The 13,584-nt window shown below is 64.2% G+C and carries 11 protein-coding genes and 1 pseudogene; 8 read left to right on the top strand and 4 right to left on the bottom strand.

Translation table 11 applies throughout. The features are described from left to right. From N5A92_RS16410 to N5A92_RS16395, 4 genes and pseudogenes are all read right to left on the bottom strand, one after another. Window positions 1–534 (bottom strand): annotated as a pseudogene (locus N5A92_RS16410) (signal recognition particle-docking protein FtsY); the annotation flags it as partial. 15 nt (window positions 535–549) lie between these two features. Beyond that, window positions 550–1,830: a tRNA (N(6)-L-threonylcarbamoyladenosine(37)-C(2))-methylthiotransferase MtaB gene (mtaB, locus tag N5A92_RS16405; RefSeq protein ID WP_260904675.1), complete on the bottom strand. Its 1,281-nt coding sequence runs from the start codon at window positions 1,828–1,830 to the stop codon at window positions 550–552. Next, the gene (gene dapF / locus N5A92_RS16400) at window positions 1,830–2,711 is read right to left on the bottom strand and encodes a diaminopimelate epimerase (protein ID WP_260904673.1); all 882 of its coding nucleotides are present in this window, start codon (window positions 2,709–2,711) and stop codon (window positions 1,830–1,832) included. Before dapF ends, mtaB begins: the two co-directional genes overlap by 1 nt. Before the next feature lie 71 nt (window positions 2,712–2,782). Continuing rightward, complete coding sequence (locus tag N5A92_RS16395) at window positions 2,783–2,944, bottom strand: DUF1328 family protein (protein WP_260904672.1); 162 nt, start codon at window positions 2,942–2,944, stop codon at window positions 2,783–2,785. Between the two features lie 235 nt (window positions 2,945–3,179). Here N5A92_RS16395 and N5A92_RS16390 point away from each other — a divergent pair, with 235 nt between their 5' ends. The 8 genes from N5A92_RS16390 to odhB all read left to right on the top strand — a co-directional run bounded on the left by N5A92_RS16390 (window position 3,180) and on the right by odhB (window position 13,456). After that, the gene (locus N5A92_RS16390; RefSeq protein WP_260904671.1) at window positions 3,180–3,722 is read left to right on the top strand and encodes a protease inhibitor Inh/omp19 family protein; all 543 of its coding nucleotides are present in this window, start codon (window positions 3,180–3,182) and stop codon (window positions 3,720–3,722) included. A 67-nt stretch (window positions 3,723–3,789) separates the two neighbouring features. Then, on the top strand, window positions 3,790–4,959 hold the full coding sequence (gene zapE / locus N5A92_RS16385; RefSeq protein ID WP_260904670.1) for a cell division protein ZapE: 1,170 nt from the start codon (window positions 3,790–3,792) through the stop codon (window positions 4,957–4,959). Window positions 4,960–5,164: 205 nt separating this feature from the next. Further along, entirely contained in the window at window positions 5,165–6,130 is a 966-nt protein-coding gene (gene mdh / locus N5A92_RS16380; protein ID WP_260904669.1) for a malate dehydrogenase, read from the top strand. An 11-nt stretch (window positions 6,131–6,141) separates the two neighbouring features. After that, complete coding sequence (gene sucC / locus N5A92_RS16375; protein WP_260904667.1) at window positions 6,142–7,338, top strand: ADP-forming succinate--CoA ligase subunit beta; 1,197 nt, start codon at window positions 6,142–6,144, stop codon at window positions 7,336–7,338. A 4-nt stretch (window positions 7,339–7,342) separates the two neighbouring features. Further along, entirely contained in the window at window positions 7,343–7,714 is a 372-nt protein-coding gene (locus N5A92_RS16370) for a cupin domain-containing protein (RefSeq protein WP_260904666.1), read from the top strand. Between the two features lie 8 nt (window positions 7,715–7,722). After that, entirely contained in the window at window positions 7,723–8,628 is a 906-nt protein-coding gene (gene sucD / locus N5A92_RS16365; protein ID WP_260904665.1) for a succinate--CoA ligase subunit alpha, read from the top strand. 140 nt (window positions 8,629–8,768) lie between these two features. After that, window positions 8,769–11,753, top strand: coding sequence for a 2-oxoglutarate dehydrogenase E1 component (locus N5A92_RS16360; protein WP_260904664.1), 2,985 nt, complete (start codon window positions 8,769–8,771; stop codon window positions 11,751–11,753). 134 nt (window positions 11,754–11,887) lie between these two features. Beyond that, complete coding sequence (gene odhB / locus N5A92_RS16355; protein WP_260904663.1) at window positions 11,888–13,456, top strand: 2-oxoglutarate dehydrogenase complex dihydrolipoyllysine-residue succinyltransferase; 1,569 nt, start codon at window positions 11,888–11,890, stop codon at window positions 13,454–13,456. Window positions 13,457–13,584 lie beyond the last annotated feature (128 nt).

Raw genomic sequence — 13,584 nt, 5'->3', positions numbered from 1 at the left:
TGGCTCTGGCTCTGGCTCTGGCTCTGGCTCTGGCTCTGGCTCTGGCTCTGGCTCTGGCTCTGGCTCTGGCTCTGGCTCTGGCTCTGGCTCTGGCTCTGGCTCTGGAAGAGCCTCAGCCGGCTCCTTTTCCCCGGTCAAGGGAGGCGTTGCCTCCGGGGGCGGGGAAGGCGGGGTCGGTTCGGGTGTAGCGGGGACCTCGGGCGCCCGCGTGGGCGGCTGCTCCGGGGCGGGTTCGGGAACTTCCCGTGGCGGCTCGGGCACCTCCTGCGGAACCTCCGGCGCGGGCTCCGGCGGAACTTCGGGCTGCGGCTCGACCGGTTCGTCGGGTACCGGAACGGGTGTGGGCTCCGGCTCGCCCGGTGTTTCCGGCGGCTCCGGCGCCGGGGGCACGTCGGCGGGCTTTTCGGGCCTGGGCTCCGGCTCCGGAAGGGATTCCGGCCTCGGCTCGGTTGCCAGGGTCTCCCCTTCCGCCGACCTTTCCTCGACCGTCTTCTTGCCGAAGGAGAAGACCTTTTTGATGAAACCGAACGCCATGAATTCCTTACGCTCTCAAGCCGCTTCGCGTTCCGCGGAAACCGTCGTCAGCCGTTCGCCGTCGTGTCCCGTCACGAAGGCGTCGACGACGTCGCCGGGCTTGCCCTCGACGGCGGCAAGCGTGAAGCCTTCCGTGCGGCCGAGGCCCTCCCGCTCGACGAGAACGCGCTGCCGGGTGCCGTGAAGTGCCGCCAGGTGTGCCCGGTATGCCTTCTCGCCCGCCACCCGCAGCCGCGCCGCGCGCTCCTTCACCACCGTGCGCGGCAGTTGCGGCATGCGCGCCGCTGGCGTGCCCTCGCGTGGGCTGAAGGGGAAGACGTGCAGATGCGTGAGCCCGCATTCCTCGACGATTGCGAGCGAATTCCGGAACATCGTCTCGGTCTCGGTCGGGAAGCCGGCGATAATGTCGGCGCCGAATATGGCGTCCGGCCTGAGCCGCCGCACCTCAGCGCAAAAGGCGATGGAATCGGCCCTGAGATGCCGTCGCTTCATACGCTTCAGGATCATATCGTCGCCCGCCTGCAACGACAGATGCAAATGCGGCATCAGCCGCTCCTCCTCAGCGAGCGCAGTCATAAGGTCCTCATCGGCCTCGATGGAATCGATGGAGGAGAGCCTGAGCCGCCGCAACTCCGGCACCTGTCGCAGGATCGTCCGCACCAGCCGCCCGAGCCGCGGGCTCCCCGGCAGGTCGGCGCCGAAGCTGGTGAGATCCACCCCCGTCAGAACCACCTCCGCATAGCCGTTGCCGACCAGGCGCTTCACCTGGTCCACCACCGCGCCCATAGGCACCGAGCGGGAATTGCCGCGACCATATGGAATGATGCAGAAGGTGCAGCGGTGGTCGCAGCCGTTCTGCACCTGCACGAAGGCGCGCGCCCTGCCCTCGATGGCGTCCACCATGTGCGAGGCGGTCTCGCGCACCTCCATGATGTCGTTGACGCGAACCTTTTCGAACCGATTCACGCCGAAATCAGGTAGTGCGCGATAGCTATGGCGTTGAAGCTTCTCCTCATTGCCGAGAACGAGGTCCACCTCTTCCATTTCGCCGAAGGTGGCGGGCTCGGTCTGCGCCGCGCATCCGGTGACAATGATGCGGGCTTCCGGATTCTCGCGCCTGGCCTTGCGGATTGCCTGTCGCGCCTGGCGCACGGCCTCTGCCGTCACAGCGCAGGTGTTGATGACGACGGCTCCGCCGTCGAGGCCTCCGAGCCCCGCGGCACCCGCCTCGCGCTTGATGACTTCGGACTCGTAAGCATTGAGCCGGCAGCCGAAGGTGACGACGTCCACCGCCATCAGGCCACCCCTTCCTTCTCACGTTCCCATTCGCCCGTTGCCGGGTCGAAGCGGCCGGAAAACTCCCATTCCGCGGGTCCGGTCATGACGACGTGATCGTCCTCGCGCCAGAGGATATCAAGCGGCCCGCCCGGAACCGTGACCGTGACCTGCCGTCCCGTACGCCCCGTGCGCGCAGCCGAGACTGCGGCCGCGCAGGCCGCCGAGCCGCAAGCCCGCGTTAGCCCGGCTCCGCGCTCCCATGTGCGGATGGTCATGGCGTCCCGCGCCGTCACATGGGCGATGGTGATGTTGGCGCGCTCGGGAAAGATCGGGTGGTGCTCAAGGAGCGGCCCGAAGCGTTCCAAGTCATAGGTGTTCACATTGCCGTCCACCCAGAAGACCGCGTGCGGATTTCCCATCGACACAACGGAAGGCGAATGCAGCACCGGCGCGTCAATCGGCCCCACCTGCAGTTCGATCATGCGCGTGTCGCGAAACTCTTCGGCCAGCGGTATCTCCTGCCAGCCGAAGCGCGGCCGGCCCATATCGACGGAGATCAGCCCGTCCGTGTGCTCCTCCGCGTCCAGCACGCCGGCAACGGTTTCGAAGATGAAGCGGCTCCTCTCCGTCTCGGCGGAAAGCGCCTGCACGACGCAACGCATGCCGTTGCCGCAGGCCTGCGCCATGCTGCCGTCGGAATTGATGATCTCGACATAATAGTCGGTGCCCAGCGCTCTTGGATCGTGGACGGCCATGATCTGGTCGAAACGGGTCGCCGGGTCGGCGGCGAGCGCAACGGCCGCGCCGGGCAGAACCCGATCCGCACGCCCGCGCATGTCGGCAACGATGATCTCGTTGCCGAGCCCGTTCATCTTCGCGAACTGCGCCAGTTCCGCCATAGGCTCCGATCCCGTCGGGGTTTGGCGCCTATATGGCGGATGACGCCGCAAATTACCAGACGCGCGAGGTCTCAGGCGAGGGTGAAGATTCCAAGGACGGCGAGCAGAAACAGGATAAGGACGATACCGATGAGGATCTTCGCCCCGGTCATGGCCACGCCGGCAAGACCGTGGAGGCCGAGCAGGGCCGCCACGGCAGCGACAATAAGAAGGATGAGAATCCATTCGAGCATGGGAATGTCCTTTCGCAAAAACGGCGAACGCTCCTCGAAAAAACGGCGAACGCTCCGCGATAACGCGATCTCCCATAGCCGGTTCCCTGCCTTTCGACACACGCACCGCGTGCAGCAGGCGGTAATTTCTCTACGGAAACCGGTTCTTAACCATGAAGGTGTGTGATAATTTCCAATCTTCGCCACGATTGCGCGCAATTGGGGCGCGGACCTTCGGCCCAAAACGGAGAGAGGGATGCCACACACGAAAACCGGAATTCTCGCCATCTCGCTGTTGGCGCTTGGCCTGGCCGGCTGCCAGTCCAGCCGCTTCGGCCCGGCGCAGACGTCGCCCGCGCCGTTGAGGCCTGCGCCCTCGGGCACGGTGAGCGGGAGCCAGCTTCCCCCGCCCACCGCACCGGCCGATGCCGGCGCGTTTCCCGCCGCGCCCAACCAGCCGGGGACGGATGTCGCAGCGCTCGATCCCGGAGCGCAAGCAGCGGCGGCGGCGGCGGCACCCGAGATCGACAAGAACAGCCTGCTCGGCTCGTGGGCGGTCAACTCGAGCGGCTCCAGCTGCCAGATGTTCCTGACACTCACCAAATACGGCAACGCTTCCCGCGGCGGCACGCGCGGCTGTTCGGGAGTGCTCGCCGACATGCGTGGCTGGGACCTCGCAGGAAAACAGCTCGAGATATACAATGACGCCGGTGACACCATCGCGCGCCTTTATTCAAGCGGCAATGAACGCCTCGACGGCCAGACCACGACCGGCATGCCCGTCTCGCTCTCCCGCTAAATCGCAGGCGCGGCGCCACGGCGCCTCGCCATTCCCCTGAACCTGCCAGCCTCTTCCGGTAACGCCTATGTCCCTGCGCGACGGCCTTGTGACGCATCCCACCGTCGCGCAGCGCTACGCCCATATGGTGGAAACCGGCGCCGTCACCCGCGACCCGGCACAGGAGAAGGTGGCGGCCGAACTCGACCGGCTGATGGACCGTATCGAGGAGCGGCGGCTGGCCCGCAAGTCGAGCGCGCTCGGCTGGCTCTTCGCAAAGCGCCGCAAAGACGGTCCCGTCACCGGGCTTTACATCCACGGCGGCGTGGGACGCGGCAAGACCATGCTCATGGACATGTTCTTTGAGCTCCTCCCCGTGCGCGGCAAGCGGCGCGCCCATTTCAACGACTTCATGGCAGATGTGCATGACCGCATCGCGCGCCACCGCGAGGCCCTGAAGAACGGCGAAGCGCGCGAGACGGACCCTATTCCCCCGGTGGCGGCCGACCTGGCAAAGCAAGCCTGGGTGTTGTGCTTCGACGAATTCTCGGTGACGGACATCGCCGACGCCATGATCCTGTCGCGCCTCTTCTCCGCCCTTTTCGCCAAGGGCGTGGTGCTGGTCGCCACCTCCAACGTGGCACCGGAAGAGCTCTACCGCGACGGCCTGAACCGCGGCCTGTTCGAGCCCTTCATCAACATCCTGAAGCACCGTACCTCAATCCTGCACCTCAAAGCGGCAACGGACTACCGGCTGGAGAAGCTCAACCGCCTGCCGGTCTACATGACACCGCTGAACGCCGAGACGGAGCGCTTGATGGACGAGGCGTGGGAGACCGCGACCGACGGCCGCGAAGTGCGCGAAGAGGAACTGACGGTCAAAGGCCGCAAGGTGACGGTCCCGCGCGCCGCCGGGCGCGCCGCCCGCTTCACCTTCGCCGACCTTTGCCAGAAGCCGCTGGGGGCCCGCGACTTCCTCGCCATCGCCAAGCGCTTCGATACGCTCTTCATCGACCGCGTGCCGGTGATGGCGCCAACACAGCGCAACGAGGCAAAGCGTTTCATCCTGCTTGTCGACACGCTTTACGACAGCCGTGTCCGCCTCTTCCTTTCGGCGGAAGCGGCCCCCGACCAGCTTTACAACGCGCCCTCCGGCACGGAAGTCTTCGAGTTCTCGCGCACCGCCTCGCGCCTCACGGAGATGCAGAGCCGCAAGTGGGTGGAGAAAGATGCTCGGGCAGCGACATCTGTCGCTTGAGCGGGAGAATCATTGACGTTTACGTAAGCCAAAATGCATCTAACCGATTGAAAACATAGAGGCGAAAATAATCGGTTGAATTTCCTTTCGTGACCAACTATGCCAATCGGGATCCTCGGGCTTATCCTCGTCCTGCCCGAAACCCTGTAATTGCCGGACTTTCGCACTGCCGGCGCGTCCAAATGGAATAGGGGATTTTCACCACATGGCTCGCGATAAGATCGCTCTCATCGGCTCCGGCATGATCGGCGGTACGCTCGCCCATCTGGCGGGCCTGAAGGAACTGGGGGATGTCGTTCTTTTCGATATCGCCGAAGGCATCCCGCAGGGCAAGGCGCTCGATATCGCCGAGTCCTCCCCGGTCGAACGCTTCGACGCCAAGTTCCTTGGCGCCAACGACTATGCGGCGATCGAGGGTGCCGATGTGTGCATCGTCACCGCCGGTGTGCCGCGCAAGCCGGGCATGAGCCGCGACGATCTTCTCGGCATCAACCTCAAAGTGATGGAGCAGGTGGGCGCCGGCATCAAGAAATACGCGCCCAAGGCCTTCGTCATCTGCATCACCAATCCGCTCGATGCCATGGTTTGGGCGCTGCAAAAGTTCTCCGGCCTGCCGAAGAGCCATGTCGTCGGCATGGCCGGTGTGCTTGACTCCGCCCGCTTCCGCTACTTCCTGGCGGAGGAGTTCAAGGTCTCCGTCGAGGACGTAACGGCCTTCGTGCTGGGCGGCCACGGCGACTCGATGGTGCCGCTTACCCGCTACTCCACCGTCGCCGGCATCCCCATCCCCGACCTCGTCAAGATGGGCTGGACATCAAAGGAGAAGGTCGACCAGATCGTCCAGCGAACGCGCGATGGCGGTGCGGAGATCGTCGGCCTCTTGAAGTCGGGCTCGGCCTATTACGCTCCCGCGTCGGCGGCCATATCGATGGCCGAGAGCTACCTGAAGGACAAGAAACGCGTTCTGCCCTGCGCGGCCCACCTTTCCGGCCAGTACGGCGTCAAGGACTTTTATGTCGGCGTGCCGGTGGTGATCGGCGCCGACGGCGTCGAGCGCGTCATCGAGATCGACCTCAACAAGGCCGAGCAGAAGATGTTCGAAAGCTCGGTCGGAGCCGTCGTCGGCCTATGCGAGGCCTGCGCCGAGATCGCGCCCAACCTGAAGAAGTAGGACCCGGCCCCATGAACATCCACGAATACCAGGCCAAGCAACTGCTCAAGGGCTACGGCGCCCCTGTCGCCGAGGGCCTTCCGGTCTTCAAGCAGGAAGAGGCGGAGGCGGCAGCCGCAAAACTGCCCGGACCACTCTACGTCGTGAAGAGCCAGATCCACGCGGGCGGGCGCGGCAAGGGCAAGTTCAAGGAGCTCGGCGCCGACGCCAAGGGCGGGGTGCGGCTTGCTAGAAGCGTCGAGGAAGTCGTCGCCCACGCCAACGAGATGCTCGGCAACACGCTGGTCACCAAGCAGACCGGCGCCGAGGGCAAGCAGGTGAACCGCCTGTATATCGAGGACGGTGCCGACATCGACCGCGAGCTCTACCTCTCCATCCTCATCGACCGCACGGTCGGCCGCCCGGCCTTCGTCGTCTCCACCGAGGGCGGCATGGACATCGAGGCGGTGGCGGAAGAGACGCCGGAGAAAATCCTGACGCTCGCCATCGACCCGGACAAGGGCGTGACCGCCGACGACGTCGCCAAGCTCAACGCGGCGCTCAAGCTCGAAGGCGATGCGGCGAAGGACGGCGAGACGCTGTTTCCCACGCTCTACAAGGCCTTCGCCGAAAAGGACATGAGCCTTCTTGAGGTGAATCCCCTTATCGTCATGAAGAACGGCCGCCTGCGCGTGCTCGATGCCAAGGTGTCCTTCGACAACAACGCGCTGTTCCGCCACGAGGACGTGGTGGCGCTGCGTGATGAGACGGAGGAGGACGAGAAGGAGATCGAGGCCTCCAAGCACGACCTCGCCTACATCGCCCTCGACGGCAACATCGGCTGCATGGTGAACGGCGCCGGTCTCGCCATGGCCACGATGGACATCATCAAGCTTTATGGTGCGGAGCCCGCCAACTTCCTCGATGTGGGCGGCGGCGCGTCGAAGGAGAAGGTGACGGCGGCCTTCAAGATCATCACCGCCGATCCGAACGTGAAGGGCATCCTCGTCAACATCTTCGGCGGCATCATGCGCTGCGACGTGATCGCGGAAGGCGTGATCGCCGCGGTGAAAGAGGTAGGCCTGAAGGTGCCGCTGGTCGTGCGTCTCGAAGGCACGAATGTCGCGCTCGGCAAGAAGATCATTTCAGAGAGCGGGCTGAATGTCATCCCCGCCGACGATCTGGACGATGCGGCGAAGAAGATCGTGGCGGCAGTGAAAGAGGGCTAGTCCCATGCCACCGCGGAAGATCAACCTGCTCGAATCGGCCGACCGGCAGATTCATAAGGTCTTCGATCCCCACATCGCAGGCGACGTGAACGATTCGCAGGTTAAGGTGGCCAAATTCGGCGAGATGTTCGACTGGCACGCCCATGACAATGAGGACGAGGCCTTCCTCGTCCTGCGCGGCAAGATCGCCATCGACTTCCGAGACGGCGCGGTGGAGCTTGGCGAGGGCGAGTTCATTGTCGTGCCGAAAACTGTCGAGCACCGCCCCCGCTCGCTCACGCCCGAGCCCGTCGTCCTCATGTTCGAGCCCGCCACGACCCTGAATACGGGCAATGCCGAGAGTGATTTGACCGTCACCGAGTTGAAGCGGCTTTAGGAGAAAGAATGTCCATTCTCGTCAACAAAGACACCAAGGTTCTCGTCCAGGGCCTCACCGGCAAGACCGGCACCTTCCACACCGAGCAGGCGCTTGCCTATTACGGGACCAAGATGGTCGGCGGCGTTCACCCGAAGAAGGGCGGCGAGACCTGGGGCTCGGTCGAGAGCGGGGCGCAGCTGCCGATTTTCGCTTCCGTTGCCGAGGGCAAGGAGAGGACGGGCGCCAACGCCTCCGTGGTCTACGTGCCGCCGGCAGGGGCCGGCGCGGCCATTATCGAGGCCATCGAGGCGGAAATTCCGCTCATCGTCTGCATCACCGAAGGCATTCCAGTGATGGACATGGTCAAGGTCAAGTCGCGGCTCGAAAAGTCGAACTCCCGCCTGCTCGGCCCGAACTGTCCGGGCGTGCTCACCCCCGAGGAATGCAAGATCGGCATCATGCCGGGCAACATCTTCAAGAAGGGCTCGGTGGGCGTTGTATCGCGCTCCGGCACGCTTACCTATGAGGCCGTGTTCCAGACCACTAACGAAGGGCTTGGCCAGACGACGGCCGTCGGCATCGGCGGCGACCCCGTGAAGGGGACAGAGTTTATCGACATCCTGGAGATGTTCCTGGCCGACGAGGCGACCGAATCCATCGTCATGATCGGCGAGATCGGCGGCTCGGCGGAAGAGGACGCCGCGCAGTTCATCCTGGACGAGGCGAAAAAGGGCCGGAAGAAGCCGATGGCAGGTTTTATCGCCGGACGTACCGCACCGCCCGGACGCACCATGGGCCACGCCGGCGCGGTGATCTCCGGCGGCAAGGGCGGCGCCGAAGACAAGATCGAAGCCATGGAGCGCGCCGGCATCAAGGTCTCGCCCTCGCCCGCGCGCCTTGGAAAAACCCTTGTCGAGGCAATCAAGGGCTGAAAAGTTCTGGAACGCCGGCCGGCACAATCCGGTTGGCGTCCAGCGAAGTGAGTGTAACGAGTAAGGACCAAAGGGTCCGCAACGGCCGGGATTGAAGGCCGAAACATAAGGAGACGGAGCGAAAAGCTCCGGGAATGGCGATGGCACGGCAAGATCAGGCCAACGACGAGTTCTCCCTCACATCCTTCCTCTACGGCGGCAACGCCGCCTATATCGAGGAACTCTACGCCGACTACGAGGCCGACCCGGCTTCGGTCAACGAGGACTGGCGGGCCTATTTCAGCCAATTCAAGGACAGTGCGGCGGACGTGAAGAAGAACGCCGCCGGCGCTTCCTGGAAGAAGAAGGGCTGGCCGATCACCGCCAACGGCGAGCTAGTCTCCGCCCTCGACGGCGACTGGGCGCCGTTGGAAGGCCATTTCGACAACAAGATCAGGGAAAAAGCGGCCAAGATGGGCGCCGCGATGACGGAAGCCGAGGTGCATCGCGCCACGCGTGATTCCGTACGCGCCATCATGATGATCCGCGCCTACCGCATGCGCGGGCACCTCCACGCCGATCTCGACCCCCTGGGCATCGCCAAGCCGTTGGAGGATTACAACGAGCTCTCGCCCGAGGCCTACGGCTTCACCGAGGCCGATTTCGACCGTCCCATCTTCATCGACAACGTGTTGGGGCTGGAGACCGCCACCATCCGCGATATGCTGGCGATCCTCAAGCGCACCTATTGCTCGACGCTAGGCGTCGAGTTCATGCACATTTCCAACCCCGAGGAGAAGGCCTGGATCCAGGAGCGCATCGAGGGACCGGACAAAGGGGTGGACTTCACCAAGAACGGCAAGAAGGCCATCCTGCAGAAGCTGATCGAGGCGGAAGGCTTCGAGCAGTTCATCGACGTGAGGTACAAGGGCACCAAGCGTTTCGGCCTTGACGGCGGCGAGGCGCTGATCCCGGCGCTCGAGCAGATCATCAAGCGCGGCGGCCAACTGGGCCTGAAGGAGATAGTGCTGGGCATGGCCCATCGCGGCCGCCTCAACGTGCTCTCGCAGGTTCTGGCAAAGCCGCACCGCGCCATCTTCCACGAGTTCAAGGGCGGCTCCTTCGCCCCCGATGACGTGGAAGGCTCCGGCGACGTGAAATACCACCTCGGCGCCTCTTCCGACCGCGAGTTCGACGGCAACACGGTGCACCTGTCGCTGACGGCCAACCCCTCGCATCTGGAGATTGTCAATCCCGTCGTCATGGGCAAGGCGCGCGCAAAGCAGGATCAGGTCTACGGCCGCACGCGCGAAGAAGTCGTGCCGCTGCCCGAGCGCGCCAAGGTCATGCCGCTCCTGCTGCACGGTGATGCGGCCTTTGCCGGCCAGGGCGTGGTGGCCGAGTGCTTCGGGCTTTCCGGTCTCCGCGGCCATCGCGTGGCGGGCACTGTGCACTTCATCATCAACAACCAGATCGGCTTCACCACCAACCCGCGCTTCTCGCGCTCCTCGCCCTATCCGTCGGACGTGGCGAAGATGATCGAGGCGCCGATCTTCCACGTGAACGGCGACGATCCGGAAGCGGTGGTCTATGCGGCCAAGGTTGCGACCGAGTTCCGCATGCAATTCCACAAGCCTGTCGTCATCGACATGTTCTGCTACCGCCGCTACGGCCATAACGAGGCCGACGAGCCGGCTTTCACCCAGCCGATCATGTACCGCGAGATCCGCAACCACCCGACGACCGGCGCGATCTATTCCAAGAAGCTGCTGGACGAGGGTCTCGTCACCGAGGAAGAGATCGAGCAGATGAAGGCCGATTGGCGCTCCCAGTTGGACGCCGAGTTCGAGGCCGGCCAGTCCTACAAGCCCAACAAGGCCGACTGGCTGGATGGCGCCTGGTCCGGCTTGAGAAAAGCCGACAACGAGGACGAACAGCGCCGCGGCAAGACCGCCGTTCCGGTCAAGACGCTGAAGGAGATCGGCAAGAAGCTGACCGAGGTGCCCGAGGGTTTCGAGGTCCACCGCACTGCCCGGCGCTTCCTCGACAACCGCAAGAAGATGATGGAATCGGGCGAAGGCATCGACTGGGCGACGGCCGAAGCGCTCGCCTTCGGCTCCATTCTTCTGGATGGCAATCCGGTACGTCTGTCCGGTCAGGATTCCGAACGCGGCACCTTTTCCCAGCGTCACTCCGTGCTCTACGACCAGCGCAACGAGAACCGGTTCATCCCGCTGAACAATCTGGGGCCTCAGCAATCCTACTACGAGGTCATCAACTCGATGCTCTCCGAGGAAGCCGTGCTCGGCTTCGAATACGGCTACAGCCTAGCCGAGCCGCGCGCGCTGACGCTCTGGGAAGCCCAGTTCGGCGACTTTGCCAACGGCGCGCAGGTCATTATCGACCAGTTCATCTCGTCAGGCGAGCGCAAATGGCTCAGGATGTCGGGTCTGGTCTGCCTCCTTCCGCATGGCTACGAGGGCCAAGGGCCGGAGCACTCCTCCGCGCGCCTGGAGCGCTTCCTGCAGATGTGCGCCGAGGACAACATGCAGGTCGCCAACTGCACGACGCCCGCCAACTACTTCCACATCCTGCGCCGCCAGTTGAAGCGCGACTTCCGCAAGCCGCTTATCCTGATGACGCCGAAGTCGCTCTTGCGGCACAAGCGGGCGGTCTCCACCCTGTCGGAAATGTCCGGGGAGAGCTCCTTCCACCGGCTCCTGTGGGACGATGCGCAATATCTCGACAAGGAGATCAAGCTCGTCAAGGACTCCAAGATTCGCCGCGTCGTCATGTGTTCCGGCAAGGTCTATTACGACCTCTACGAGGAGCGTGAGAAGCGGGGTATCAACGACATCTATCTCCTGCGCGTCGAGCAGCTCTACCCCTTCCCCGCAAAGGCGCTGATCACCGAGTTGTCGCGCTTCCGTAACGCGGAGATGGTGTGGTGCCAGGAGGAGCCCAAGAACATGGGTGCCTGGTCCTTCATCGATCCGTATCTGGAGTGGGTGCTGCAGCATATCGAGGCCAAGCATCAGCGCGTGCGCTACACTGGCCGTCCCGCCGCCGCCTCGCCGGCAACGGGGCTCATGTCGAAACACCTGGAACAGCTCGCGGCCTTCCTGGAAGACGCGTTAGGCAGCTAGAGCATGACCCGAAAAGTGGATACCGGTTTTCGGATAAGATCATGCTAAAACAACGAGATAGATCGTGATGCCGATTCCGCGAAGAGGCATCACGATCTAGCCACCGATCGAACAGAACCAACGGAAGCAAATCCATGGCCACCGAAATCCGCGTTCCCACACTGGGCGAATCCGTCACCGAGGCGACCATCGGCCGCTGGTTCAAGAACGTCGGCGACGCCATCAAGGCCGATGAGCCGATTGTCGAACTGGAAACCGACAAGGTGACCGTCGAAGTCCCCGCCCCCGCCGCCGGCACGCTTGAGGAGGTCGCCGTCAAGGAAGGCGAGACGGTGGAAGTCGGTGCTCTTCTGGGCGCCATCGCCGACGGCAAGGCCGCCAGCGTGGAGAAGCCGGCGGAAAAGCCGGCAAAGAAGGAACAGGGACAGATGAAGGCCGAGAAAGCCGAAGGACCGGCCGGCGCGGGCGGCAAGCTTGTCGAGGTCCACGTGCCGTCGGCCGGCGAGTCCGTCACCGAGGCCGGGGTCGGCGAAATCTACAAGAAGGTCGGCGACGCGGTGAAGGCCGACGAGGCAATCCTGGAGCTGGAGACCGACAAGGCTGCCCAGGAGATTATGTCGCCGGTCACCGGCGTGCTGCGCGATCTCCTGGTGAAGACGGGCGATGAGGTGCAGGTCGGCGCCCTTCTCGCACGCATCGAGGAAGGCGCGGCAGACACCTCCGCCGTGAAGCGCGACCGCGGCGAGGCGGCGGCGCCCGAGCCTGCTGCGCCCGCCGAAAAGGAAGCCGGTGCCAAGGAGACAGCCCGCCCGCCCGCACCTTCCGCCGCGAAGTTGATGAAGGAGCAGGGGCTGAAGGCCTCCGAGGTCGCCGGCACCGGCAAAGACGGCCAGGTGCTCAAGGGTGACGTGCTGGAAGCTCTTGAGCAGCGCAGCCGCGCCGCACCGAGCGAGCCTGCCGAGGCGCCAAAGGTAGCCCGCGCGCCCTCGCCGGCCGAGGACGAGACGCGCGAAGAGCGCGTGAAGATGACGCGCCTGCGCCAGACCATCGCCCGCAGGCTCAAGGAGGCGCAGCAGAACGCCGCCATGCTCACCACCTTCAACGAGGTGGACATGACGGCGGTGATGGACCTGCGCAAGAAATACAAGGACCTGTTCGAGAAGAAACACGGCGTGAAGCTCGGCTTCATGGGCTTCTTCACCAAGGCCGTCTGCCACGCGCTGCACGAGATCCCGGCCGTCAACGCCGAGATCGACGGCACCGACATCATCTACAAGAACTTCTGCCACATCGGCGTCGCCGTCGGCACCGAGCGCGGCCTGGTCGTTCCCGTGGTGCGTGACGCCGACCGCATGGGGATCGCCGAGGTCGAGAAGGAGATCGGCCGGCTGGGTGCGGCCGCCCGCGACGGTAAATTGTCGATGGCCGAGATGCAGGGGGGCACCTTCACCATCTCCAACGGCGGCGTCTACGGCTCGCTCATGTCAACACCGATCCTCAACGCCCCGCAGTCAGGCATCCTCGGCATGCACAAGATACAGGAGCGGCCGATGGTCATCGGCGGCGAGATCAAGATCCGCCCGATGATGTACCTGGCGCTCTCCTACGACCACCGCATTGTCGACGGCAAGGAAGCGGTGACCTTCCTCGTGCGCGTCAAGGAGGTGCTGGAGGATCCGGAGCGGCTGGTGCTCGATCTTTAGGAAAAGGCATTCTCAGGTGGAGGCGGGCATGTGTTCGGTTGAGATGGACAACGGGGAAACCGCCTTGCGTGCCTTCACCCTCGTCCTTCGACAGGCTCAGGATGAGGGTGAAGGCAAGGCAACCTCTC

The organism is Chelativorans salis (genome assembly GCF_025336525.1).
GTDB classification, from domain to species: domain Bacteria; phylum Pseudomonadota; class Alphaproteobacteria; order Rhizobiales; family Rhizobiaceae; genus Chelativorans; species Chelativorans salis.
Note: the sequence above shows the minus strand (reverse complement) of the source record. Positions and strands in the feature narration are given on the sequence as shown.

Bases quoted from the DNA above. Each gene is read 5' to 3' on its own strand.
- mtaB (WP_260904675.1), bottom strand. From the start codon at position 1,830: ATGGCGGTGGACGTCGTCACCTTCGGCTGCCGGCTCAATGCTTACGAG.
- dapF (WP_260904673.1), bottom strand. From the start codon at position 2,711: ATGGCGGAACTGGCGCAGTTCGCGAAGATGAACGGGCTCGGCAACGAG.
- N5A92_RS16395 (WP_260904672.1), bottom strand. From the start codon at position 2,944: ATGCTCGAATGGATTCTCATCCTTCTTATTGTCGCTGCCGTGGCGGCC.
- N5A92_RS16390 (WP_260904671.1), top strand. From the start codon at position 3,180: ATGCCACACACGAAAACCGGAATTCTCGCCATCTCGCTGTTGGCGCTT.
- zapE (WP_260904670.1), top strand. From the start codon at position 3,790: ATGTCCCTGCGCGACGGCCTTGTGACGCATCCCACCGTCGCGCAGCGC.
- mdh (WP_260904669.1), top strand. From the start codon at position 5,165: ATGGCTCGCGATAAGATCGCTCTCATCGGCTCCGGCATGATCGGCGGT.
- sucC (WP_260904667.1), top strand. From the start codon at position 6,142: ATGAACATCCACGAATACCAGGCCAAGCAACTGCTCAAGGGCTACGGC.
- N5A92_RS16370 (WP_260904666.1), top strand. From the start codon at position 7,343: ATGCCACCGCGGAAGATCAACCTGCTCGAATCGGCCGACCGGCAGATT.
- sucD (WP_260904665.1), top strand. From the start codon at position 7,723: ATGTCCATTCTCGTCAACAAAGACACCAAGGTTCTCGTCCAGGGCCTC.
- N5A92_RS16360 (WP_260904664.1), top strand. From the start codon at position 8,769: ATGGCACGGCAAGATCAGGCCAACGACGAGTTCTCCCTCACATCCTTC.
- odhB (WP_260904663.1), top strand. From the start codon at position 11,888: ATGGCCACCGAAATCCGCGTTCCCACACTGGGCGAATCCGTCACCGAG.